Origin of the sequence: Nonomuraea sp. NPDC052116, assembly GCF_040680035.1 — a bacterium.
GTDB classification, from domain to species: domain Bacteria; phylum Actinomycetota; class Actinomycetes; order Streptosporangiales; family Streptosporangiaceae; genus Nonomuraea; species Nonomuraea angiospora_A.
In genome coordinates this window covers 181,575-205,309 of sequence record NZ_JBFAWA010000025.1, presented here as the reverse complement: position 1 = coordinate 205,309, position 23,735 = coordinate 181,575, and the positions used below count along the sequence as shown (strand labels likewise).

Below are 23,735 nucleotides of genomic sequence, written 5' to 3'. Positions count from 1 at the left end.
GCGATCGCGATGTCGCCGGACTGGGTGCGGAGCACGACCTTGCCGCCGCCGGCCTCGGCGATGCGGATGTCACCCCGTGCGGTGCTGATCTCCGCAGGACCGCCCAGCCGGCCGACCTCGACGTCGCCGTCGGTCGCGGTCAGGCGCAGGCTCGCGGTCTCCTCGAGCGCGATCTGGCGGTACGCGCCGTCGAAGGCGACGTCACCGAGGCGGCCGACGGTCCGGAGTTCGGCGGCGGACGTCTTCGCCTCGATGCGGGAGCCGCTGGGCAGCTTGACGGTCACGTCGATGGACCCGGACGGGCCGAGGTACTGGTTCTTGACCGCGGCGGTCTCGATCCGCAGGACGCCGTCGGCGTAGGCGACCGTGGTCTCCTCGGCCGCCTTCACGTCGCGGCTCTTGGCGGGGTTCGTGGGCTGGACCTCGACCGTGGTGTCGGCCTGGTCGGCGGCGATGAGCTGGACGCGTCCCGCGGGGATGTGAAGGACGGCGGCGATCGGGGCGGGGGTGTCGAACTTCTGCATCGTGTGCTCCTTGTGCGGTGTTCTTTCGATGCCCCTACGATCGCCGACCGCTCTGATATGAGGCTGTCGCCGTCCTGACGCCGCCGCTGACATCCGGCGGAGAGTAGGCGGGCCTCTTGCCGGCTCGTGCTCCAAGTCCCCGCACCGGTCGTCGCTGAGACGCTCGGCCACAGCCCTCAAGCCGCCGGAAGTCTCGCGCCGCCGACGACCACACAGAGGTCTTCCATACCAGCGAATACAGACCACTCAATTGCCGGTACGAAGGCCGTTCAGGCTCCGCAAGGGGTATGGCGTCGAGGCCGGCGCAGGTCCAGGACGCCGAGGACCGCACGACGCACGCCCGCCACGACCACCATGCGACGCACATCCGGCACGACTGTCGTACGACGGGGGCCCGGCGAAGACGGGGCACAGGGCCAGAGCCCCGGAACGGATCGACGACGGCCCCGGGAACGCGGCATGAACAGGCCGAGAACGGCCGGTGACACAGCGTGTGGGAGGGGGTTCATGCGGCGCCCGGAAGGCGCCGATCCGCGAAGGGGCGGCTAGAAAGTGGCGGCGGCCAAGGCGAGCGCGGCGGCGGCCTCATGGCGGAGCACCATGATCAGAAGCGTGGCGACCAGCGTGGCTATGAGCAGCCAGCTGATCAGGATGATGACCGTCGAGCGGCGTGGCCGCCGCCTGCGGCCCGGTTGCCCCTTGACCTTCGCCTCGCTGCGACGCACCCGCTCGTTGAACGACTCCAGTCGTGCGACGAGTCGCGGATCGTCGGCGACGAGGTGCTGCTCAATCTGGGCCAGCATCCGCTCCTCGTCCTGCGACCAGGCCATAGGCGCACCTCCCGAACGCAAGCTCTGCGACGTCTTTCTGCCCAACCCTGAAGATCATTAGCCCCCGCCTGACCAGGTAATTGCAACCTCTTTTCAGTTTGCGATCATGCTCGAACTCTTGTTCTAATCATGGCATGCGCTGGGACAACCTGCGCCTGGCCGGGCCCGGTCAGGACGATCCGGCCGTGCCGCTGTTCGCTCGCGGCGCGGTCACCCGCACCTTCGACACGCCCGAGTTCAGGGGGATGACCTTCTATGAGATCCGGGCCAGATCCATCATCAACCGGGTTCCGGGGGCCAGCCGGGTCCCGTTCGAGTACACGATCAACCCCTATCGCGGGTGCACGCATCGCTGTATTTACTGTTTTGCCCGAAAAACGCATGAATATCTAGATTTTGATGCCGGGGCGGACTTCGACTCGAAGATCGTCGTCAAGGTCAACGCCGCCGAGCTGGCCCGCAAGGAGCTGGCCTCGCCGCGCTGGGGCGGCCACCACGTGGCCATGGGCACCAACGTCGACTGCTACCAGCGCGCGGAGGGCCGCTACAAGCTGATGCGCGGCATCCTGGCCGCGTTGCGCGACGCGCGCAACCCGTTCTCGATCCTCACCAAGGGCACGCTGATCCTGCGGGACCTCGACCTGCTGACAGAGGCCGCGGACGTCGCGGACGTGAGCAGCAGCGTGTCGGTCGGCTTCGTCGACCCGGAGGCGTGGCGCGCGGTGGAGCCGGGCACCCCCAACCCGCGCAGGCGCCTTGAGGTGTGCGCGACGCTCAACGACAACGGGATCGCGTGCGGTGTCCTGATGGCCCCGATCCTCCCGTTCCTCACCGACTCCCCCGCCCAGCTGGAGACCACCGTCAAGGAGATCGCCGCCTCCGGCGCCACCCACATCGCCCCCATCGTGCTCCACCTGCGGCCTGGGGCACGGGAGTGGTGGCTGGGGTGGCTGTCACGCGAGCATCCGCGCCTGGTGCCGCGCTATCTGGAGCTGTACGGGCGCGGCGCGTACGCGCCCAAGGCGTACCAGGAGCGGGTGACGGGCCTGGTCAAGGAGCTGGCCGAACGCCACGGCGTGGGCCGCGCCACCGCGGCCATGGCCCGCCGTCTCCCGCCCCGGCCCGCGCCGGTGGCGGACGAGCCGGAGCAGCTACGCCTGCTCTGAGCTCCTCACGACACCACCCCGGCCCTCGCCGCGCCGATCCCGTACGCGATCACGGGCGGGACAGGAAGCGACGGCGTGTGCCGGTTCGGTCGGTGCGTAATTCGTAGCACTCGCCGTCGTGTGGGGCGCGAGCTTCCGCCGGTGGCCGCGCGACGCGCGGACGTGGGATCGCTGACGGTGATCTCGGTGTTCCTGTGCGTCGCGCCGTTCCTGCTGTACGCCTGGGCCGGCCCAGCTGCTGACGAACCCGCCGACGTCCGCAGCGCACCAGCCCTTGATCGGCGCACAACGGCATCGCGGCCCAGGGTTTCCCCAGGCCGCCAGCGGTTTGCCACTGCCCGTTTACATGATCGTCACCGGCCCGGCCGACGCTGCTTGGTGCAGATCAAGGAGGCGCGAATGCGTTGGCTCAAGTCGCTCGTCGTGGCGATGCTCGTCCTGTCCACTGGCGCGGTCCCGGCGTCAGCGTCGGCGTCCGCCGCCCCGGACGGTGCGCTGACGCTCGCCGCGTCGACCGTGCGCCGTGGCGAGCCGATCAAGGCGTCCTACACCACGCCCCGCCCCGATCCGACCAACTGGCTCGGCCTCTACACCGACCCGGGTGACGGCCCGGTGGACGAGAAGTTCGTCGGTCCGTCGGTGCGCTGGACGTACATCGCCGGGGGGAGCGGTGCGGCCACCCTGCCGACCGACGGGCTGGAGCCGGGCAACTACATCGTCTTCGCTCTGGCACAGGACGGCTACCAGTGGCTCGCCGCGCCGGTGAAGGTCCGGATCACGAGCGACGCGCCGCTGCACTTCATCACCGACGCCTTCAAGCTGCGCAACGCCCGCGCCCTCACCGCGTACCAGGCGAGGGTGGGAGGTCTGGTACGGGGGGACACCGACGGGCTCACCTTCCGCAAGGTCAGCGGGCCGCGGTGGATCAGCGTGTCGGCCGACGGCGAGGTCACCGGGACGCCGCGCGTGCGCGACTCGCTGCGTCCGGAACCCCTGCGGGTCGAGGTCCGCAACGCGCGCGCCGAGACCGGCACGGCGACGGTCGGCATCGACGTGCGCCGGCCGGGCCAGGATCTGGTGCCCGAGCTCAAGGCGATGAGCTTCAACCTGTGGCACAGCGGCAGCCAGGTCGACGACGGCCGGGAGAAGGAGCTGCGGTTCCTGCTCAAGTCCGATGTGGACGTCGTGGGTCTCCAGGAGACCTCGGCCGTCTCCACCCGTGAGCTGGCCGAAGCGCTGGGCTGGGACTATCACCAGTCGGGCACCGACATCGGCGTGATCAGCCGGTACCCGATCACCGAACGCAAGGCGCCGGTGGACAGTGGCCCGCTGTCGGTGGCGACGAAGGTCCGGGTGCGGATCGGCGAGCGCCAGGACGTCGTGGTGTGGAACGTCCACCTCGGCTACAACCCGTACGGCCCGTACGACACCTGCTTCGGCAAGCTGACGCAGGAACAGCTGCTGGCCAACGAGGAGCGTTCCGGGCGCACGCCCCAGATCCAGGCCGTCTTGAGCGAGATGGGACCGGACCTGGCCGCGGCGCGGCGTACGCCGGTGCTGCTGACGGGCGACTTCAACGCCCCGTCCCATCTGGACTGGACCAAGGACACGCGCCGGTGCGGTTACACCACGGTCCCGTGGCCGACCTCGGTGCTGCCCACGCAGGCGGGGCTGCGGGACTCCTACCGGGTGGCGCACCCGGACCCGGTGGCCGCGCCGGGCATCACCTGGTCGCCGATCTATCCGGTGTTCACCGGCGGTTACGGGTACGACCCGCACAAGGGCGAACCCGAGCCGCAGGACCGGATCGACTTCGTCTACTACGCGGGCCCGCTCCAAGTGACCGGCTCCAGCGCCCTGGTCGAGGGCACGCCGACGGCCGTCCCCAACCACCGCGGCAACGCCTGGTCTTCAGACCATGCCGCCGTACTCACCACGTTCCGCACGTCCCGGCTCTGACCGCCCCACACGGGCGGGACGTGACCTGTGGAGGTGCCGGGAGAAGCGACCGGTACGGGGTCAGCGGTCCGTGCCGGTCGCGTTGTAGCCGTAGCGCTCGACCACCGACCCCGACACCACGGGCTGCCCGGCCGGCATGACAGGCTCGGGCAGATCGGGCACCACCTCGCGCAACCAGCTCAGGAGATCCACGCCGTCGGGCTGCGTCAAAAGCTCGACAGGACGCTTCGGCCGATGGATCGCCAAGCGGCCGGGTTCGGCATCGAGTTCGGCATCCACGCAGGTCATGCCTGGAACGGCCCGCAACAGGTCGACCGGGCTGGAGGCGATGACCGTCTCTTCGAACTCACCGAACTGATCCCCGTGCTTCTCCCCCAGAGCGACAAGTGAGAAGGCGAAGTACCCGCCCGTGGCTTCCTGGAACGCCATGGGTTGCGCCGAGGATGTCTCGGCCAGCACCACCGCTGCCACCACGTCATCGGTGTCGAGTTCCAGGGCTCGTTCAGCGACCGAGGTCAGCTCGTTGAGCAGTCGCCTGCTCGCATCCTCGTCCTCCTCGGGATCTTCCCGGAGCGCCAGGTCTTGATGCCAATTCCACTCGTCGTACAGGAACGCGACCATGGCACCGGCCGCTGTCCTGTTCGGCGGCGCCGCGGCGAGAGCTCGGTCGTACAGCTCCGCCGCCCGATCCCGCCAGCAATCGACCGAGCTCCCGATCGGCCTGCGCGTCGCCGCGTTCATCCGCCGCGACGCGCAGGACTTCGGCGGCCTCCCCGATATGGCCGGCTCTGATCGAGGCGTGGGCTCTTGGTGACCGCGTCCGGTGGCGTTGCCACGGTTTCCTCCTGACAAGTCGCGGGATTGATCAGAATGTAGTTCGTGCAGCCTCTCGCGTAGTTGTCTGAGACGGGATGGAAGATGCCGGCCAGGACACGCGGATCCCCAGCGCCTGGGAATCGTTCTGGACGGCGACCGGGGTAGATTCGGCGGTGTGCTGAAGCGCATCGACTACAACGACCGCCAGCACCTGGTGTACGTACGCGGTCGAGCCCTGCCCCCCGACGTCGTCGCCGCCTGGATGGCGGAATTCGCCCGGCACTCGCCGTCCCGGCGACCGCTGACGGTCCTGGACCTGGGCAGCGGCACCGGCCGGTTCTCCCCGGCCCTGGCCGGCACCTTCGGCGGCCAGGTGTACGGAGTCGAACCCTCCGCCCGGATGCGCCAGGTAGCCGCGAACACCGCCGCTCACCCGTCGGTCACCTATCTCCAGGGCTCCGCCGAGCAGATCCCGCTGCCCGACGACCACTGTGACCTGATCCTCCTCTACCTGGTGATCCACCACATCCAGGACCTGCCGGCGGCGGCCCCGGAGATCGCCCGCGTCCTGGCCCCAGATGGTCGGCTGCTCATCCGCAACGCCTTCGCCGACCGGATGTCCGACCCGCTGTGGCACCGCTGGTTCCCACGGGCCCGGGCCATCGAGGAAGAGCTCTTCCCCACGGTTGCCGAAGTGGTGGACGCCTTCGCCACGGTCGACTTGCGCCCTGTCGCCCTGACCTCGATTCGGCACCGGTTGGCAGCCACTCACGCCGACTACGCCGCACGACTGCGGCTGCGCGCCAGCTCGGTCTTCGACCACATGACTGAGCAGGAAATCACCGAAGGATTCGCCACCATGGACGCGGACCTCGCCGCGCATCCCGGCACCGGCCCGGTCGAGGAAGACTGCGATCTGCTCACCCTGGCGGTCCCCCTGGAGACGTGAGGCTCAGCGACCTCGGGCTGACGCGGCCGCGCGAGCTCGTCGACGAGCCGCTCACCGGGCACGAGCCGCGCCGGCGGCTCTGTCCCGTGATCCGGAGGGGCCGCGGCAGGTGAGGAGTCAGGACGTGGGGATCGTGCCGTTGATGTAGTGGGTCTTCACGGTCTGCGCGATCGACTGCTGCCAGGCGGCCAGGTCGGTCTTGAGCTGCGCCTGCGTGCGGGTACCCGTACGCAGGTCGGCGATGAAGGCGTCGTACCGGTCGAAGGACCAGTTCTCGATCCCGAAGGCGTACTTCTGGATGCCGCCCTCGCCGTAGTATCCGCCGGCCAGCGCCGCCGTGTTGATGGAGTGGTCGGCGTTGCGACCGCAGCTGTAGCCGCACGAGTCGTCGTCGGTGTAGTCGTAGACGAGGTGGCGCTTGGCGTTGGTGGCCAGGTACATGTCGGCGAGTTCGGCCGGGGTGGTGCCCGCGTACGGGAAGAGCGGGACGAACACGCTGACTGTGGGCTCGCCGAGGGCCACCCACATCGTGGTGAGCTTGCCCTCGTACGGGTCACCGATCTTCGAGCCGTTGATCACTGTGCCGAAGGTGGAGACGAGGCGGTTGACGTGGTAGCCGGTGGATTTGTCGGCGGCGGGCAGGTCACCGATGTTCTTGGCCAGGGACTCGATCGACCACTGCGTGCCGAGGCCGCCCGAGCGGACCTCCTTCTGGATGAAGTAGCGGTAGTCCTTCTTGTGCGCGTCGTCCAGATCACCGTCGAGGGGTTGTTGATCCAGGAACGCTCGTCCACCCCGAACCAGCCGAGCACCCCGTTGACCGGGCCGCCGTAGTCGAACATGGCCCGCCACGTGATGGACACCGCCACGCTGGCGGCCAGCAGAGAGGGCAGGTAGAACAGCGAGCGGTAGAGCCCCTTGCCCCGGCGCTCCTTGACCAGCAGCAGCGCCGCGGCGAGCTGCAGGGGGACCGCGACCAGCACGTACCCGCCGGTGATGAGGATCGAGTGCAGGAACCGGCCGTCCTCGGTGAACAGCTCCAGGTAGTTGCCGAACCCGACCCACTCCGGGGTGGACAGCAGGTCGTAGTCGGTGAACGACAGGTACAGCGACCAGCCGAGCGGCGCCACGACGAGCAGGATCAGTCCGGCGGCCCACGGGACGAGGAACGCGTAGGCCGCCGCGTCGCGCCTGATCAACTGGCTCATCCCAGCACCTTGCCAGCGTCCTCGAAGAACGAGCGCCTGCAGGCGGCCTGGAACGGGCGTGAGCGTCCGGGAACAGCCGCTGTGTCCACTCCTCCCCGAAGGAGCCCTTCATTGGAGCCCGTTTCGAGGTATTTCACCTCTATCGTCACCGTCCATGGGATCCGAAGAAGAAGGTGGCCAGCCAGACGAACCACCAGGCGTGCAGGAGACCGGCGGGGGCCATACCGCCGCCCCGGCCGGGCGGGCTGGAAGCATGCCAGACGTCGTTCGCGATCTGCTTGGGAAGGAAGACGCTTCCCACCGGGATGAACCAGCCGACCACCACCATGAACAGGCGGTACCGCAGTTGCCCGGGCGCGAGCCGCTCGGCGACGGTGCGTACCCGAGCGAACCAGATCAGCCAGCCCCACCCCGAAGAGGTTGCTGTCCAACGTGGTCGCCAGCAGGGACACGAAGTCGCCAGCCGGTGGCAGCGGGGTCGTCGCCGTACGGTTGAGTCCTGCGCCGGACACCTGGGCGAGCTCCCAGGCGGTGCCGTCGTCAAAGGCTGGTCAGGTCGCCGTAGGTGACGTTGGGCTGCCGCTGCACGTACACCGGAACCTCCAGCGACGTGCCCGGCGCGGCCAGGTTGTGCTCGTCAGCCGCGGAGTGAACCGCACGTCCGCCAGGGGCAGCCCCTGTTGCCCGCTGGTTTGTCCGGATTTGAAGGTCCATGTCGTGGACGATCGGGCGAACAGCGTCGAGGAGGCGGCCTCGGCCGCCAGGCGGTAGGTCACCGCCGCGGCCGGCAGCGCCGCGAAACCGAATGCGGCGGCGTTCCAGCCGACCTCCGCCGTCACCGAGCCTGGGCTCGGGCGTCTGTTTCGATCGACGACGGGCTGGTAACTAGCGGCCTACTCGCACCTCGCGCAGTTGCAGCCGGTTGCCGTCGGGATCCTGGAAGACCGCGAGATAGCCCCACGGGTACTCGAGCACCTCGGTATCGAACTGCACGCCGCGCGACTTCAGCGTCTGGTACGCCTGCTGGAAGTTTCCGGTGTCGATGGTGTACGCCCCCGGGGTGTGGCTCTTGAGCGGCTGGGCATGCCCGGGTGTCCCCGGCCACAGAACCAGCTGGACCTTTTGCCCGGGGAGACCGACCGTGAGGAACCGTGGTCCGTCGGGCGTCGGGTTGTCGAACCGCTGCTCGAAGTCAAGCACGTTGGTATAGAAGTCGAGCGCCTTGTCCTGGTCGCTGACGAACACGGTCGCGTACGCGATTTCTTTCAGCATCGTTGTCCCTCCTGGGTTGGTGGTCGTTACCGGTATGACCGATGGCGACGAACGAATGTGACCACCGGCCTCCGGTTCATCAGTCGAGCGGAGTCAGGTCGAGGCGGCGGAGGCGCTCGGGGTCGGCGAGAATGTCGATCGTGGCGATCCTGCCGCCCCTGACGGTGAATCCGGCGACCGACTGGGGGTCACCGTCCCGCCGGGTGACCACCCCGACCGCGCCGTTGATCAGCGCCAGCTCAATGGCCAGGCCGACCCGCGAGAAGGTCACCGCCTGGCGAGCGATCGCCTCTGCTCCGCGGACCTCGCCCGACCCAGGGGCGGGACCGAGGTGGGCCCTGAGCACCGCGTCCGGGTGCAGCACGCAGACCAGTCGGTCGAAGTCCCCCTCACGCGCGGCCACCAGGAATGCCTCGACGACCTCACGTTGAGCCCGGGGATCGCAGTCGGGGACCGTCTCCTCAACGCGCACGCGGCGGCGCGCGCGGCTGGCGAGCTGGCGTGCCGCCTCCGGGGAACGGTCGACGATCGGCGCGATCTGGTCGAAGGGCACCGCGAACATGTCGTGCAGCACGAAGGCAAGCCGCTCGGCCGGGCTCAGCATCTCCAGCACGACCAGCAGGGCCAGACCCACCGAGTCGGCCAGCAGCGCCTCATGCTCGGGGTCGGTGCCATCGACGCGGTCGACGATCGGCTCCGGCACGTGCACGCCGTCCAGAGACTCCTCGCGTCGCGTTCGGCGTGCGTGCAGCATATTCAGCGAGACGCGCGCCACCGCCGTCGTCAGCCATCCGCCGAGGTTCCCGATCTCGCCGGCGTCCGAGCGGCTCAGCCGGATCCACGCCTCCTGGACGGCATCGTCGGCCTCACTCACCGATCCGAGCATCCGATACGCCACAGCTTTGAGCTGGGCGCGATGCGCCTCAAAACGCTCCGCCAACCACTGATTGTCGTCCATCCGCCACACCCGTTCGTCCATTCGTGTTACAGCACTGACCGACCGAACATCGCGAATGTGACCTCGCGACAGGAACATGTCGGCAGGCAAGAAGATCGCAGTCCCCACGGGCGCGTCATCTGTCGGGCATTACCAGGGCTGGGCAGAACCACCAGATGGTCGGACGGCGGTAGGCGTGGCCGTTCGTCCCGCTGCTCACGCTGGAGGGCGAGAACTGCACGCGGTCGGCGCTTCCTTGTGGCTGCGATACCTGATCGGGAATGGGCATCTGTCGAAGCTGTGGTGATTTCGGGGAACCATCATCGTTCCTTCAGGAAGCGACTTCGATGCGCTCGACCCCTGGTTCGGCCGAGGGTGGGCCAGGGATCAGACCGGGCGATCCCTCATGGCGGAGCCTGCCCCTCGGCGGAAGGCTAAGGATCATGAACATCAAGCAGCTCGTCACCGCGGCGGCCCTTACCAGCATCGCCATCGCGACCCCGGCCTGGGCCGCCGACCAGCCCAAGCAGCTTCAGCGCGACGCCGACGCGCTCAAGGCCACGGGGGCCACCGGTGTCCTGGCCGCGGCCACGACCCCAAGAGGCACCTCGGCCGCTCGCAGCGGCGTGGCCGACCTGAAGACCGGCGAGCCCGTCCCGTGGAATGCGTACTATCGGATCGGCAGCACCACCAAGACGTTCGTGGCGGCGATCGCGCTGCAGCTCGTGGGTGAGGGCAAGCTGCGGCTGGACGACACCGTCGAGCGATGGCTGCCTGGACTGGTGGAGGGCAACGGCAACGACGGGGCGAAGATCACGGTGCGGCAGTTGCTCGGGCAGACCAGCGGCCTGCCGGAGTATGCCGATGACGTCCCGCTGGAGCGAGTGACCAGCGAGTCAGGATTCCAGCGCGAGCGGTTCCGCGTCTACCGGCCCGAAGAGTTCGTGGCGATGGCCATGCGGCACAAGCCGGCGTTCGAGCCGGGCAAGGGCTGGGCGTACTCCAACACCAACTACGTCCTGGCGGGCATGATCATCGAGAAGGTGACTGGCACCCCCTGGCAGCAGCAGCTCCTGGAGCGCGTGATCGAGCCGCTGGGATTGCGGCACACCTACGCGCCGGGTACGTCGCCGTTCCTGCCGCAGCCGCGCATGACGACGTACAAGCGGTTCACGGCGGATGGGCCGATGGTGGACGTGACGACGTTTTTCCCGGGCGGGACCGATCATTCGCTGGTCAGCACGCCGGACGACGTCAACCGGTTCTTCAGCGCGCTGCTCGGGGGCAGGTTGCTGCGCCCGGCCGAGCTGGCGGAGATGACGAAGACCGTGCCGGCCACTCCGTTCCGGGCGTTCTGGCGCGATGCCGGGTACGGTCTGGGGATCATGAAGCGGCGGCTGCCGTGCGGCGGGTGGGTCTGGTTCCACGGCGGGGGCGGGTGGAACGCCATCAGCGACAACGCCGTCACCGCCGACGGCCGCCGCGTCGCCTCCGTGGCGTACTCCAGCGCGCTCCGCCCTGATCAGGACCCGCTTCCCCAGGTCAAGGCCTCGGCCTCCCTTATCGACCACGCTCTCTGCTAGGCGTGCCGATCGCCCCTAGCGATCTTGGGTCTCGCGTTTCTGGAGGGCTCAAGAACTCGGCTCAAGAACTGTTGCTCAGTCACCTGTCCAGGGACTGCCAGAAGCGGCACTGATGCTCCCGGCACAGGTTCACCGGGCGGATGCCGGAGGCGCCGGGGGCGAGTCGCTGGACGTTGTCCTGCCCGGCGCGTACGGCGGGCCAGGGCGGTGTCGCGGTTCCATTGGGATCGCCGTGGCGGGCGAAACGGCTCCAGTAGTCGATCATCGTGCCGGACAACCGTGACTGAGCCGGTGACAACGTCCGGCCGGCGAAGTAATCGGCCTCGAAAAGGTACTGCAGCTCGGAGGCGTGGGAGGCGCCGGTGGGGAGGCTCGGCACGACCGGAGTGCTGCTCACCCAGGGGGCCCATCGGTCCGCGAACTCGTAGGCGTATGTCGGCACGCGGGCGGCGAGCAGGCGGTTGGTCTCGGTTGCCGGACTCGCCCAGAGGTGATCGGTCATGACGGACTGCATGGCGAGGCCCGCACGGCTCGTACCAGGTTCGCCGTACTTGTCCAGCGGGTAGCGGGCCAGCACCTTGGCGGCCCGTTCGCCGAAGAAGGCGTTGATCTGCTGGACCTACCCCGCGTCAGTGAGCGGTGGCGCGCCCGCCATCTCCTGGTTGAAGGTGACATGCTCGTCGCGGGTGACGCCGTGCATCACCGGTCGGTGCAGCCGAGCCGCTCGGCCGTGGCCTCACCATGCTGGTACGCCTGCGCGAGCGGCCGTGGCAGCCAGCTCCACCCGGCCGGCCAGCGCGTCATCAGGCACGGAGCGCTCTGGATGATCGCCCGGTGGAACAGCCCGGCCGACTTCGGCGAGATCAGGTGTGCGCAGGCGCTCGCACCTCCGGCCGACTCGCCGGCCACGGTCACGTTGCGGGGGTCGCCGCCGAACGCGGCGGCGTTCCGCTTGACCCACCGGAGCGCCGCCTGCTGGTCCTCGATGCCGAAGTTGCCCGACAGGTTCTCGGCGTTCGCTCCCTCCAGGGCAGGATGGGCCAGGTAGCCGAAGATGCCGAGCCGGTAGTTCACGGTGACGACCATGAGGTCACCCCTGGTGGCCAGCCGGCTCGCGCCGTACATGGCGCCAGAGCCGTTCCGGAAGCCGCCACCGTGCAGCCACACGAGCACGGGAAGCGGCTCGCCGCGCCTCACCCCGCGCGGTGTGGTCACGTTCAAATACAGGCAGTCCTCACTCGTGCTCTGCTTCTCGCCCAGCACACCGGCGGTCTGCGCGCACGCGGGGCCCGGCTTCGTGGCCGCACGCTCCCCCGCCCACGGTACGACCGGCTGCGGCGAGACCCACCGCAGGTCGCCGACCGGAGGCGCGGCGAACGGGGTGCCCTGGAACGATCGCTGATCCTCGGCGACGACGCCACGCACCTGGCCACTGTCGATCGTGACCACGGCGCCCTGCCCCGCTTCATCCGTGTTCGCCGCCCACGCGGCAGCGGGGCCGCATAACAGACCGAGCCCGGCCGCAACCGCCAGAGTGCCCCGGCCGACTCGCGCGAGCATCCCGCTGCCGGCCGGCCATGGAAAGCCTCTGCTTGGCCGGCGACAGTCGCGCCCCTCGCACGCGACACGTAGGAAGCCGGCCGCCGACGGACGCGGCAAGGGTTATCCGCCTGCCCGCTGGAAGGTCGTGATCGGGATGCCTTCGCCGACCGTCTTGGACTCGGTCAGCCTCCACGTCGTCTTGCGCGTGGTCTCCCCGAACAGCCGCCTGCCGGTGCCGAGAATGACCGGGAAGGTCATCAGGCGGATCTCGTCGACGAGGTCACCGGCGATCAGCGCCTGCACGAGCCGGATGCTGCCGGGCACCTGGATCTCGCCGTCCACCTCCTCCTTCAGCTTGGCCACCTCCTCGACCACGTCGCCCTTGATCACGCGGGTGTTGTTCCACTCGGGGTCGGTGAGGGTGCTGGAGAGCACGTACTTCGGCATGCTGTTGTACTTGTCGGCCAAGGGACCTTGGTAGTGGGGCCAGGCGCCGGCGAAGGACTCGTAGGTCCTGCGGCCGATCAGCAGCGCCTCGGCTCCGAGCGCCTCGTCGAGCTTGAACCTGTCGCCGTCCTCACCGCGCTGGAACTCGAAGCTCCAGTTGCGGTACGTGAAGTCCTCGCCGCCGGGACCCTCCACCACGCCGTCCAGCGAGATGAACTCGGTGACCGCGATCTTTCCCATCTCCAACCTCCTCATTGCTTCGTGTGCAGGTGGAACCGGCGCTTGGGCGGACCGGACTCGAAGGCGATCCGGTCCCGGCGTCGCCGTCGGCAGATGCAGGATCTGCCCGTGGCGTACATGGCGTCTGCGTTTGTTCGGGTATGTCTAGTGGCCGTAGGCGAACTCCCGCAGCGCGGCGGCGAGCACGTCAGCCGTGGTGCCGTGGTTCTCGCCGGGTACCGCCCGCAGGGTCGCGGTGGGCAGGAGATCGGACAGCGCCCGGGCGCCGGTGATCAGCCACGGCATGGTGCCGGTGCCGTGCATGACCAGGACGGGTACGGTGACCGCGGCCCAGCGATCGCGGGGCAGCGGGGCGCCCGACATGGTGGTGCCCATGATCCGTCCGTCGTAGGCGATGGTGTGCGCGACGGCCTCCGTGGGAGGCCAGACCGGGCTTTGCCGCATACCGGTGACCATCTCGGCTGGGAGGCCGACCGCCGCGGTCATGAACACCTCCACCGCGTCGCCCGGGCGGCCGTCAGCGACGCAGGCGTCGAGCCGTTCGACGTAGTCGGCCGGCAGCGGCGGGCGGCTGTCATCGACGACGAACGGCGGCTCGAACAGCGCCAGCCGGGTGATCGGCAAGCCGGCGGCCGCGGCGTGCAGGGCCAGCACGGCCCCGGAGGACCAGCCGAACACGATGGCCGACCCGCCGGCGTGGTCGATCAGAGCGGCAAGATCCTCGAACTCGCGCTCCACCGCGTAGGGTGCGGCGTCGGTGCTCTCGCCGCGGCCGCGACGGTCGTAGGCGTAGACCCGGAACTCATCGCGTAGCAGCTGCCCCGCCTCGGCGTTGATCGGGTTGACCGCGCGATGGGCGGTGGCCCCGTCAATCATGATCAGTGGTTGGCCGTCGCCCCACACGTCGAAGGCGATCTCGGTGCCGTCCTTGGACTGAACAGTGCCCATCCTGGTTCCCTTCAACTCGTACCGTACGGTACTGTACCGATAGAGCGAACAGTACCGTACGGTACGCTACGAGAGGATGTCAACGGTCGCCCGGCGCGAACTCAGGAGGGCCGAAATGCCACACGCCGCACCCCCACATGCGCAGACTCGACGCCGGATCATGGATGCGGCGCTGGAGGTGTTCCTCCGTGACGGCTACGTCGGCGCCAAGACCGACGAGATCGCCACCGCGGCGGGGGCGTCGAAGCAGACGATCTACAAGCACTTCGGGCCCAAGGAGAGCCTGTTCGAGCAGATCGTGCTCGATCGCCTTGTCGGCATCGACCAGATCTTCCAGAACGCCATGGGCGAGCTGGCCACCACGGATGACGTCGAGACCACCCTGCGGGCGGTCGCGCGCCGGTTCATCCACGCCCTTACACAACCGTCCCACCTGCGCGTGCGCCGCCTCGTCATCGCCGAGTCCGGCCGCTTCCCGAAACTCGGCCACGCCTACTTCGAGGCGGGCCCCGAGCGCGTGCACGCCGCCCTGGCCTCGTGCTTCGAGCAACTGACCGGCCGCGGACTGCTGAAGATCGACGAACCCGTGCTCGCCGCCAATCACTTCACCTGGCTCGTCTCGTCGATCCCGGTCAACAAGGTCATGTTCTGCGGCGACGACATCCGCTTCCCACCGTCCGAGCTCGATCACTACGCCGACGCCGCCGCCCACGTCTTCCTCGCCGCCTACCGCACACCCGGGTAGAACCTCCACGGGTGGGCGCGGGTGCGGTCGTGGATCACGCCGCTTCCCCGATGCGAGGACGAGCGTGCCGTTGTGGCGCCGGCACCAGCGACGGTGCCGGTTGGCGCGCCGCCACCTCCGGGCGGCAAGACCTGGTTCGCATCGAAGATCAGCGCGCCCGTCGGATCGTCGTGCCGGACAAGCATGGGCGTCGAGCTGCCCCATCCCGCTGCCGCCGAATCTGCCGGGCATTTTGATCGCAGGCCACGAGTTGCCACCGCATCCGGACCGGTCCAGGCCTTTTATGGCACCGCAGAAGCGGGGCGGCAATTGTCATCAAGACTACAAGTAATAAGTTGCTCCCTATTCCCTATTATTTTGGGGGACGACCACCCACTCCGCCCCGTTGGCCGTTCCACCTGCCGAACGTCATGGACCAGTTCGCCGGCCCGAGTTTCCCTCGGGAGTCAACCCGGTACCTGTGCCGGGCCCGCTCTGGACGACCAGCACGCCGCTCCAACCGCCGAGTGGCAACGTCAGCGAGAACGGGGGCCGGAGACTCGTCAGTTTGGGAGTCACCTGACCCGACGTTTCGCGGCCAATGGACGTGAGAACCGACGCCACATGTCGATCGCCGCAACGGGGCAGATCTCCCAGCAAGGCCTCGCCCCGTAACCCTCCATAGAGGCAGATCAGCGTGGCTCCCGTCGGGCACGTACGCAGATCTGCCGATTCGGGTGCGTCCTGTCGCGAGTGTGGCGAGACACCGGGCGCGCCAGGGGATCATTGCGGGCGGGGCCATGAAATGTGTTTCCGACACAACATCCCTCCTCTAGATTGACGGCGTGGATATTGGGATCACCACCTTCGCCGGCGCGTATGGCATGGAGCCGCCCGCGATCGGTCGCGCCGTTGAAGAACGCGGCTTCGAGTCACTGTTCTTTCCGGAACACACCCACATCCCCGTGCACAGTCGGCGGCCGGACGGGGACTCCCCCCGGCCCTATGCCGAAACCTACGACCCGTTCGTGGCGCTGTCCGCGGTCGCCGCAGTCACCCGCACTCTCAAGCTCGGCACCGGGGTGTGCCTGGTGACGCAACGGGACCCGATCGTGACGGCCAAGGAGGTCGCCTGCCTTGACCGGCTGTCCGGCGGCCGGCTTCTCTTCGGCGTCGGCGCCGGCTGGAATCGCATGGAGCTGGCCAACCACGGCACCGACCCCCGCACCCGGATGGCGCTGCTCGCCGAACGAGTGCAGGCGATGCGCCGGATCTGGACCGATGAAGAGGCCGAGTTCCATGGAAAGTACGTCAACTTCGACTCGATCTGGTCCTGGCCCAAGCCGCTCCAGCGGCCGCATCCACCGGTATTGGTCGGCGGTAACGGGCCGGGCGCCGAGGATCGGGTTCTGGCGTTCGGCGACGGCTGGTTCCCGCAATGCGAAGGGCTCGCGGACGCTGTCGAACTGAGCGAGCGTGCCGTGACACTACGCCGGCGTGCCGCCGACGCCGGCCGGGGACGGATCCCGATCACGGTGTTCAACACCCCGCCGGACCGGCGACTACTCGACACGCTCGCCGACGCCGGTCTGGACCGGTGCCTGCTCTTACTGCCGGCCGGGACAGAGTCACAGATGCTCGCCCAACTCGATGCGTGGGCACCGCTCGCGTCCATGTGGCGACAGGTCACGTGAGCGCGACGGAATGGAGCTGATGAGATCTCCGAACCGGCCGAAATCGCCTCCATGATCGGTTGGCGTCCCGGTTCCAGGCGAGGGCTGGAGTCTGAGCGGCGCCGAAGTCGTCGTGGCCGAGCACGCGGAGCAACCTCAGATGGTCGATCGCGGAGGTTCCCGGCGCAGGGGTGAAGATGATGAGCCGCTGGTCCTCGGCGGGAGCGCATCCGCCATCTGGTTGCGGGCGAGCAGGTCGCCGATGTCGTCGGTGATGTGCGCCGGAGTCTCGGTGAGCTGGTCAAGGAGGTGGGGCAGGCCGGGGCGGACGTGGTCGTGGGCCGGCGGACCGGCCGGCGGACGGTGGCCGGACAGCTGATAGAGGTGATCGCGCTCGTCGTCGGTCAGCCGGCGCGCGCGGGCCGGCGCGGCGAGAATCTGTGGCGAAGGTTGCGGGCTGCGTGCCTGTTCCAGGCGCAAGTAGTAGTCGGTCGACACACCCGCGAGCTGCGAGTGCACAACTACGGCGGCCTGTCGACCATGGTCAACGTGCCCGCCATGGTGGACACCGCAGGCGAGCGTGCGATGGCTCTGGCCGCGGCCGGACACGGACGCAACCGCGTGGTGGTCGAGTGGGACGGCCTGCCGGCGGGGATGCCGGCCGATCCTGCCTTCTTGGAACAGGTGACATCCTGACTCGCCGATACGAATGCGGGTGTACGCCATACAGCAGGACGGCGGGGAGAATCCCAGCCGCAGCGATACAAACAACACTCGGCGACACCTAACCGAGCCGACTCATGATCCGCGGGCCTCGATCGGCGCTGGGCTTGCCGGACAGCTGGCCCCTTTGTGCCGCTCCGGGGACACGTCCGCGTGGAGAGATCGTTCCGAGAGTGGTGTGGGTTACTGTTTCCGCATGGTTCTGGGGCGGATCGCCGAGCGGGCCCGGATCGACGACCTGCTCGCGAGCGCCCGTGCGGGCCGCCGAGGAGCGCTGTTGATCACGGGTGAGACCGGGATCGGCAAGACCGTGCTGCTCGACCATGCCGCCGCCGCGGCGGCCGATCTGCGGGTGCTGCGTGGCGTCGGCATCGAGTCGGAGGCCGAACTGCCCTTTGCGGGGCTGCGCCTGCTGCTGCATCCGTACCTCGACCGGCTCGGCACGCTGCCCGGCCCGCAGGCGGCGATGCTACAGGCAGCGTTCGGGATGGACGATGCGGCGGTCGGCGACCGGTTCCTGATCGGCGCGGCGACCCTGTCGCTGCTGTCGGAGCTGAGCGGCGACGGCCCTCTGGTGTGCCTGATCGATGACACCCAGTGGTTCGACCGGGCGTCCTTGGACGCGCTGCTGTTCGCCGCCCGGCGGCTGCACGCCGACCCCATCGCGATGATCTTCGCGGCCAGGAGCGGGGACGGGGACGCTCCGCCACGCCAGCAGGGGCCCTGCATCCGCCCCGCCCCTCGCGCCGACGACTGGGCGTCGATGTCTTTCGCCACGCCCGTGCCGGGACTGGACGTGCTCCGGCTCTCCACCCTGGACCAGGAGAGCGTCACGTCGCTGCTCGACGCGCACGCGCGCGGCCTGACCGGGCCGCTGCGCGAGCGCGTGCTCGCCGAGTCGCGCGGCAACCCGCTCGCCGTGATCGAGCTGGCCACCATGCTCAACGCCGTGCAGGGCAACGGCCGCCCCACGCCGCCGCCGCACGCTGTCCCGCCGCCCACCGGGCCGCCGCCCGTCGCGGGCCACGTCCAGGATGCCTTCCAGGCGCAGATCGCCGGCCTGCCCGCGGCGACGCGGCTGCTGTTGCTGATCGCCGCGGCCGACGACACGGGCAGCCTGCAGATGATCCTGCGGGTCGGCACGCTGCTCGGCGTCTCCGCGGCCGACCTGGAGCCCGCCGAACGGGCCCGGCTGGTCGGGCTGGCGCCGGGCGGCAGTGTGACCTTCCGGCATCCGCTGATCCGGGCCGCCGCCTACCAGGTCGCCCCGCACGCCGGGCGGGTCCAGGTCCACGAGGCGTTCGCACGGGCGCTCGACGGCGAGTACGACCCCGACCGCCGCGCCTGGCACCTGGCCGCCGCCACCCCGGGTCCGGACGAGGAGGTCGCCGCCGAGTTGGAGCGGGCCGCCCGCCGGGCCGGCCGACGGGGCGGGGTGACCGCGATGATGAGCGCGTTCGAACGCGCCGCCCAGCTCAGCACCGACGAGACGCGCCGGGTGTGGCGGCTGATCGCCGCCGCCCGCGCCGCCCACGAAGCGGGCCTCCCCGATCGCGCCGTCGAACTGGCCGACCAGGCCGCAGGGATGCCCGACCGGGCCGCCGGCTCGGTCGATCGGGCCCTGGGACTGACCAACCGCAATGCTGGGTCGGCCGACCCGGCCCTGGGGCTGACCGACCACAGCGCTGGGCTGCCCGACCGAGCTCCGGGGCTGCCCGACCGCAATGCCGGCCCGGACGACTTGGCCCTGGGGCTACCCGACCGCGGCGTTGACCCGGTCGACCGGGCCTTGGGAGTGGCCGACCACGGCGCTGGGCCGGCCGGCCGGTTTCCGCAACCTGCCGACCGGCCTGCGCGCCCACTTCGTGACCCATCGCTGACGGCCGAGGCGGCGTGGATCCGCGCCCAGGTCGAGTACGAGCGCGGCTCGCCCGCCGTCGCCGCCGCCCTGGCGGTGGACGGTGCCACCTCCATCGCCGCCACCGACCCCGAGCGGGCCGTGTCGATCCTCACCGAAGCCGTCTGGTACGCCCGCGACGCCGGCGACCACGACCTGGTACGCCAGTGCGCCGCCCTCCTGGAGACCGTCGAACCCGGAGCACCGGTCGTAGGGGGACTCATCGGGTTCCGGCACCTGTACGACGGCCGGCCCGACGTGGGCGTGCCACCCATGCGCGAGCTGGCCGGGGCCGCCAGGCAGGGCAAGGCCGGCGGGTTCGTGGAGCGGCTCATCGCCGGGTTCGCCGGGATGCTGGTGGCCGAGGACGAGATCGCCACGGAGGTGCTGGAGTCGCTGGTCGCCGACGTACGGGAGCAGGGCGAGGTGGGCCGGCTGACGTACGCTCTCGAACCCCTGGCGATCGTCCAGCTGCTGCGCGGCCGGTTCATGGACGCCGACGCCGGCGTGACCGAGGCCCTCTCCCTGGCCACCGACCTCGGCCAGGACCTGCAGGTCGTCGTGCTGAACGCGATCGCCGCATGGCTGGCCGCGGTCGGTGGAGACGAGATCTCGTGCCGTTCGCTGGCCGCCGGCGTACTGGAGCACCGCACCAGGCACCCCACCGACGCCGCGCCGGCCTCGTGGGCGCTCGGCCTGCTCCACCTGGCCGGCGGCCGGTTCGACGAGGCCACGGCTCGGCTGGACGAGGTGTGCGGCGGCCCGGCCCAGCACGACTTCCTCATCAGGGCCGTACCCGATCACGTCGAGGCGGCCGTACGTGCCGGGCTCCCCGAGCAGGCGGCCCGCCATCTGCCCGCCCTGTCCGACTGGGCCGAGCAGACCGGCCGGCCGCACGCGATCGCGCTGGCCCGCCGCTGCGTGGCGCTGCTGGCCGACGAGGACGCCGCCGCCGGGCACTTCACGGCCGCGCTGGAACTGCACGAGCGCGACCCCCGCCGGTACGACGAGGCCAGGACCCGGCTGGCGTACGGGGAATGGCTGCACCGGCATCGCCGCCACACCGAAGCGAAGGACCAACTGGCGGACGCTCTGGCCGCCTTCGAGCGGCTCGGTGCCCGGACGTGGGCGAGCCGGGCCCGCGCGGAGTTGTCCGCCCTGGGCGAGCGGCCCTCGGCCCACCCCCGGGCCCTCGACCCGCTCGCCCGGCTCACGCCCCAGGAGCTTCAGGTGGTACGGCTGGCGGCGGCGGGCATGAGCAATCGAGAGATCGCGGCCCGGCTGTTCCTCAGCCCCCGTACAGTCGGTCACCATCTGTACAAGGCGTACCCGAAGCTGGGAGTGACTCACCGCGTGGAGCTGGCCCAGCTCGTGGTGCCATATGGGTAGGTAAGTCGGCCTGCCGATGATGCGGCGCCCGCTGCCCGCAGCCCACCGTCGCGTTGCTGGAGTACGGCGCCGAGGAGACCGCGACACACTCCCTGGAGCCGGACGGCCTGCGCGGGCGTCCGGCGGTTCGCCTTCGACGAGCGGTTCGCCGACGGGAACATGAGCTCAGACGTGAGCACATCCCGCCTGAAGCGCCGGCTGAGCCGGTTACCGCCCGGGGCGGCGGCCGTGGCGGTGGGCTCTGGTGTCCACGTTGCCGGTCAAGGTGTTGAGGATGCCGGGTAGTTCCGCCACCGTCTCGGCGGGCAGGCCGGTCACGGTCTCCTCCGCCAGGGCGCACCAGAGCTGCTTGACCTGGTCGGCCAGAGCTTGGCCGCTGTCGGTGAGCTCGACGATGCTGGCGCGCCTGTCGGAGGGGGCGGGCTTGCGGCGGATGTGGCCGGAGGCTTCGAGCTTGCGGGTCATGAGTGTGACGCTGGGCGGTTCGCAGCCGAGCGCCTCGCTGAGCTCGGCCTGGATCCTCGGGCCGGTCCGGTCGAGCTCGAGCAGGAGCGCCTCCTGACCCGGGTGCAGGCCGAGCGGGGCGAGCAGCGCCGCGGCCCTGGCCCGGTGGCGCAGACTCAGCAGGCGGATGGCCTGGTTGAGGGCGTCGGCTTGCTCGAAGTCCATGGGCGCTCCTTGACAGATTAGTTATGCGGATAATAGTTATCTGCATAACTAATCTTAACACGACAGCGAGGAGCCGGGCATGACCGTGAAGGTCGCCGTCATCTACTACAGCGCGACAGGCAGCGTGTACGCGCTCGCGCAGGCCGTCGCCGAGGGTGCCACCTCGGCCGGGGCCGAGGTACGGCTGCGGCGGGTGGCCGAGTTGGCGCCTGACAGCGCGATCGACCAGGACCCGCGGTGGCGACGGCACGCCGACGCCGCCACGTCGATCGCCCAGGCGTCGGTGGAGGACCTGGCGTGGGCGGATGCGTTCGCGTTCGGGACGCCGACCCGGTTCGGGGCGCCGGCCGCGCAGCTCAAGCAGTTCATCGACCAGGCCGGCGGGCTGTGGCGCGAAGGCGTGCTGGCGGACAAGCCGGTGACGGCCTTCACCTCGGCGTTCAACCGGCACGGCGGCAGCGAGGCCACGATCTTGTCCCTGAGCAACGTCTTCTACCACTGGGGGGCGCTGATCGTGCCGCCCGGGTTCACCGATCCGGTCGTGTACGGCGCCGGCGGCAACCCGTACGGCACGTCTCTGGTGACCGGCCCCACCGGATCCGGGCCGGACGGCGCGGTGCTGGAAGCGGCCAGGTACCAGGGGCGGCGGTTGGCCCGGATCACGATCCGGCTGCTGGGGGACGAACACGCCGCCGCACGCGAAAGCGTGGCCGCGACGAGTGTGAGCAGCGGGTCATGACAAATACCACCAGTAACGCGTCCCAGCGGGCCAGGCCGTACGCCGGCCTCCCCTGGTTGGTCCTGGCGCTGGCGTGCGCCAGCCAGTTCATGGTCATCCTGGACGCGTCCATCGTGAACGTCGCCCTGCCCTCGGTCCGCGAAGAACTCGGTTTCACCGCGACCGGACTGGCCTGGGTGGTGAACGGATATCTGCTCAGCTTCGCCGGTTTCATGCTGCTGGGGGGCCGTGCCGCCGACCTGTTCGGACCGCGCCGGATGCTGGTCGCCGGGCTGTTGTCGTTCTCCGTCGCGAGTCTGGCCGGCGGCCTGGCGACCACGCCGGAGGTCCTGGTGGCGGCCCGGGTCGCGCAGGGCATCGGGGCCGCCATGATGGCCCCGGCGACGCTGGCCGTGATCAACACCTCCTTCACCGAGCCGAACGCGCGCGCCAAGGCGTTCGGCGCGTGGTCCGCCTCGGGCGGCGTGGGCGGGATGGTCGGCGCGCTCGCGGGCGGCGCCATCACCACCGGCCTGTCGTGGCGGTGGGTCTTCCTCATCAACCTGCCGATCGGCGCGGTGCTGATCGTGGTGGCGATGATGTCGCTGGCCGGAACGAGACCCGGCCGGCGGGGATCGCTCGACCTCGTAGGCGCGGCCACGGGGACGGCGGGGCTGGCGGCGCTGATCTACGGCGTCATGCAGAGCGCCGACCATGGCTGGACGTCCGCGCCGGTCGCCGGGCCGGTGGTGGCGGGTCTGCTCCTGCTCGGCGTCTTCGTCGTGGTGGAGGCGCGTTTCGCCGGCCAGCCGATGGTGCCGCTGCGGCTGTTCAGGATCCGGGGGGTGGCCGTCGGGAACGGCATGCTGCTGCTGTTCGGTGGGATCGCCATCGCGATGTGGTACTTCTCGTCGCTGTTCCTGCAGAACGTCCTCGGCTTCAGCGCGCTTCAGGCCGGGCTCGGGCAGACACCCGCGGCGGTGACGTTCATGGTGATCGCGCGATGGGCCGCCGCCCTGCTGCCGCGAACGGGTGTGCGCCCCCTCGTGACGGCCGGCAGCGCCTGCTTCCTGGCCGGTTTCGGCTGGCTCTCCCTGGGCCACGCCGACAGCGGGTACGTCACCGGCGTGCTCGGCCCCACCCTGCTCATCGCGGTCGGCATCGGGCTGACCTTCCCCACCCTCATGGCGGTGGCGACCGCCGACGTTCCCGAGGGCGACGCGGGGATCGTCGGCGGCCTGGCCAACACCGCCAGTCAGGCAGGGGGATCGATCGGGCTGGCGGTGCTCGCGACAGCCGCCGGCACCAGGGCCGCCGCGTCGGAGGCCGCCGGGAGTTCCCCGGTCGACGCCCTCGCCGCCGGCTACGACCTGGTCTTCCTCATGGCAGCCGGGCTCGGCCTGGCCATCGCGATGGTCAGCCTGCTGCTGCCGCGGCACCGGCGCAGGGGATAGAGATCCGCATGCTTGAGCGCCTGGAATGCGCGCGGGCGAATGTGGAGTTAACGTGTAATCCTGTAAG

The 23,735-nt window shown here is 69.8% G+C and carries 26 protein-coding genes; 11 read left to right on the top strand and 15 right to left on the bottom strand.

Translation table 11 applies throughout. The features are described 5' to 3' along the window. Both AB0L65_RS40115 and AB0L65_RS40110 read right to left on the bottom strand, forming a co-directional pair. A partial coding sequence (locus AB0L65_RS40115) for a DUF4097 family beta strand repeat-containing protein (protein WP_364256860.1) occupies positions 1-524 on the bottom strand: 524 nt, incomplete at its 3' end. Positions 525-1,069: 545 nt separating this feature from the next. Then, positions 1,070-1,354: a DUF3040 domain-containing protein gene (locus AB0L65_RS40110; protein WP_364256857.1), complete on the bottom strand. Its 285-nt coding sequence runs from the start codon at positions 1,352-1,354 to the stop codon at positions 1,070-1,072. A 134-nt stretch (positions 1,355-1,488) separates the two neighbouring features. On the opposite strand from AB0L65_RS40110, the gene AB0L65_RS40105 reads away from it, so the two are divergent. Next, positions 1,489-2,520 carry an Rv2578c family radical SAM protein gene (locus AB0L65_RS40105; protein ID WP_364256855.1) on the top strand — a complete coding sequence of 344 codons (1,032 nt, stop codon included), beginning with the start codon at positions 1,489-1,491 and terminating at the stop codon, positions 2,518-2,520. A gap of 399 nt (positions 2,521-2,919) precedes the next feature. After that, complete coding sequence (locus AB0L65_RS40100; protein WP_364256852.1) at positions 2,920-4,479, top strand: endonuclease/exonuclease/phosphatase family protein; 1,560 nt, start codon at positions 2,920-2,922, stop codon at positions 4,477-4,479. A gap of 60 nt (positions 4,480-4,539) precedes the next feature. Here the strand turns inward: AB0L65_RS40100 and AB0L65_RS40095 are convergent, their stop codons facing one another. Next, on the bottom strand, positions 4,540-5,100 hold the full coding sequence (locus tag AB0L65_RS40095; RefSeq protein ID WP_364256850.1) for a hypothetical protein: 561 nt from the start codon (positions 5,098-5,100) through the stop codon (positions 4,540-4,542). Here AB0L65_RS40095 and AB0L65_RS40090 point away from each other — a divergent pair. After that, entirely contained in the window at positions 5,099-5,293 is a 195-nt protein-coding gene (locus AB0L65_RS40090) for a hypothetical protein (protein WP_364256848.1), read from the top strand. The two genes, AB0L65_RS40095 and AB0L65_RS40090, sit on opposite strands and share 2 nt — an antisense overlap. 177 nt (positions 5,294-5,470) lie before the next feature. Then, a complete protein-coding gene (locus tag AB0L65_RS40085) occupies positions 5,471-6,244 on the top strand; it encodes a class I SAM-dependent methyltransferase (protein WP_364256845.1) in 774 nt (257 codons plus the stop codon). A gap of 117 nt (positions 6,245-6,361) precedes the next feature. Here AB0L65_RS40085 and AB0L65_RS40080 read toward each other — a convergent pair whose 3' ends face one another. The 6 genes from AB0L65_RS40080 to AB0L65_RS40055 all read right to left on the bottom strand — a co-directional run bounded on the left by AB0L65_RS40080 (position 6,362) and on the right by AB0L65_RS40055 (position 9,682). Beyond that, entirely contained in the window at positions 6,362-6,823 is a 462-nt protein-coding gene (locus tag AB0L65_RS40080) for a hypothetical protein (RefSeq protein ID WP_364256842.1), read from the bottom strand. Next, positions 6,820-7,452, bottom strand: coding sequence for a sugar ABC transporter permease (locus AB0L65_RS40075; protein ID WP_364256839.1), 633 nt, complete (start codon positions 7,450-7,452; stop codon positions 6,820-6,822). Before AB0L65_RS40075 ends, AB0L65_RS40080 begins: the two co-directional genes overlap by 4 nt. A 145-nt stretch (positions 7,453-7,597) precedes the next feature. Then, complete coding sequence (locus tag AB0L65_RS40070; RefSeq protein ID WP_364256836.1) at positions 7,598-7,996, bottom strand: DUF4328 domain-containing protein; 399 nt, start codon at positions 7,994-7,996, stop codon at positions 7,598-7,600. After that, positions 7,993-8,166: a hypothetical protein gene (locus AB0L65_RS40065; RefSeq protein ID WP_364256833.1), complete on the bottom strand. Its 174-nt coding sequence runs from the start codon at positions 8,164-8,166 to the stop codon at positions 7,993-7,995. The genes AB0L65_RS40070 and AB0L65_RS40065 overlap by 4 nt, the downstream gene beginning before the upstream one ends. A 171-nt stretch (positions 8,167-8,337) precedes the next feature. Continuing rightward, positions 8,338-8,724, bottom strand: coding sequence for a VOC family protein (locus tag AB0L65_RS40060; RefSeq protein WP_364256830.1), 387 nt, complete (start codon positions 8,722-8,724; stop codon positions 8,338-8,340). A 79-nt stretch (positions 8,725-8,803) separates the two neighbouring features. Continuing rightward, positions 8,804-9,682: a sigma-70 family RNA polymerase sigma factor gene (locus AB0L65_RS40055; protein ID WP_364256875.1), complete on the bottom strand. Its 879-nt coding sequence runs from the start codon at positions 9,680-9,682 to the stop codon at positions 8,804-8,806. A gap of 422 nt (positions 9,683-10,104) precedes the next feature. On the opposite strand from AB0L65_RS40055, the gene AB0L65_RS40050 reads away from it, so the two are divergent. Further along, a complete protein-coding gene (locus tag AB0L65_RS40050) occupies positions 10,105-11,244 on the top strand; it encodes a serine hydrolase domain-containing protein (RefSeq protein WP_364256827.1) in 1,140 nt (379 codons plus the stop codon). A gap of 79 nt (positions 11,245-11,323) precedes the next feature. Here AB0L65_RS40050 and AB0L65_RS40045 read toward each other — a convergent pair whose 3' ends face one another. From AB0L65_RS40045 to AB0L65_RS40030, 4 genes are all read right to left on the bottom strand, one after another. Then, positions 11,324-11,821 (bottom strand): carboxylesterase family protein, encoded by a 498-nt coding sequence (locus tag AB0L65_RS40045; RefSeq protein WP_364256824.1) that lies wholly within the window; start codon positions 11,819-11,821, stop codon positions 11,324-11,326. A 122-nt stretch (positions 11,822-11,943) separates the two neighbouring features. Then, positions 11,944-12,804: a carboxylesterase family protein gene (locus AB0L65_RS40040; RefSeq protein WP_364256821.1), complete on the bottom strand. Its 861-nt coding sequence runs from the start codon at positions 12,802-12,804 to the stop codon at positions 11,944-11,946. Positions 12,805-12,906: 102 nt separating this feature from the next. Next, entirely contained in the window at positions 12,907-13,473 is a 567-nt protein-coding gene (locus AB0L65_RS40035; RefSeq protein WP_364256818.1) for a dihydrofolate reductase family protein, read from the bottom strand. Positions 13,474-13,617: 144 nt separating this feature from the next. Continuing rightward, positions 13,618-14,421: an alpha/beta hydrolase gene (locus tag AB0L65_RS40030; protein WP_364256815.1), complete on the bottom strand. Its 804-nt coding sequence runs from the start codon at positions 14,419-14,421 to the stop codon at positions 13,618-13,620. 160 nt (positions 14,422-14,581) lie between these two features. On the opposite strand from AB0L65_RS40030, the gene AB0L65_RS40025 reads away from it, so the two are divergent. Together AB0L65_RS40025 and AB0L65_RS40020 are read left to right on the top strand one after the other, a co-directional pair. Beyond that, positions 14,582-15,166, top strand: coding sequence for a TetR/AcrR family transcriptional regulator (locus AB0L65_RS40025; RefSeq protein ID WP_364256812.1), 585 nt, complete (start codon positions 14,582-14,584; stop codon positions 15,164-15,166). Positions 15,167-15,990: 824 nt separating this feature from the next. Beyond that, positions 15,991-16,839 carry an LLM class F420-dependent oxidoreductase gene (locus AB0L65_RS40020; protein ID WP_364256809.1) on the top strand — a complete coding sequence of 283 codons (849 nt, stop codon included), beginning with the start codon at positions 15,991-15,993 and terminating at the stop codon, positions 16,837-16,839. Between the two features lie 135 nt (positions 16,840-16,974). Here the strand turns inward: AB0L65_RS40020 and AB0L65_RS40015 are convergent, their stop codons facing one another. Then, positions 16,975-17,316, bottom strand: coding sequence for a hypothetical protein (locus AB0L65_RS40015; RefSeq protein WP_364256806.1), 342 nt, complete (start codon positions 17,314-17,316; stop codon positions 16,975-16,977). Between the two features lie 15 nt (positions 17,317-17,331). Here AB0L65_RS40015 and AB0L65_RS40010 point away from each other — a divergent pair, with 15 nt between their 5' ends. Continuing rightward, entirely contained in the window at positions 17,332-17,514 is a 183-nt protein-coding gene (locus tag AB0L65_RS40010) for a hypothetical protein (protein ID WP_364256803.1), read from the top strand. A 223-nt stretch (positions 17,515-17,737) separates the two neighbouring features. Next, positions 17,738-20,827, top strand: coding sequence for an AAA family ATPase (locus AB0L65_RS40005; RefSeq protein WP_364256800.1), 3,090 nt, complete (start codon positions 17,738-17,740; stop codon positions 20,825-20,827). A 207-nt stretch (positions 20,828-21,034) separates the two neighbouring features. On the opposite strand, the gene AB0L65_RS40000 is transcribed toward AB0L65_RS40005, so the two are convergent. Continuing rightward, the gene (locus tag AB0L65_RS40000; protein ID WP_364256797.1) at positions 21,035-21,496 is read right to left on the bottom strand and encodes a MarR family winged helix-turn-helix transcriptional regulator; all 462 of its coding nucleotides are present in this window, start codon (positions 21,494-21,496) and stop codon (positions 21,035-21,037) included. Between the two features lie 79 nt (positions 21,497-21,575). Here AB0L65_RS40000 and wrbA point away from each other — a divergent pair, with 79 nt between their 5' ends. Beyond that, complete coding sequence (gene wrbA, locus AB0L65_RS39995) at positions 21,576-22,235, top strand: NAD(P)H:quinone oxidoreductase (RefSeq protein ID WP_364256794.1); 660 nt, start codon at positions 21,576-21,578, stop codon at positions 22,233-22,235. Continuing rightward, complete coding sequence (locus AB0L65_RS39990) at positions 22,232-23,668, top strand: MFS transporter (protein ID WP_364256791.1); 1,437 nt, start codon at positions 22,232-22,234, stop codon at positions 23,666-23,668. The genes wrbA and AB0L65_RS39990 overlap by 4 nt, the downstream gene beginning before the upstream one ends. Positions 23,669-23,735: the final 67 nt, after the last annotated feature.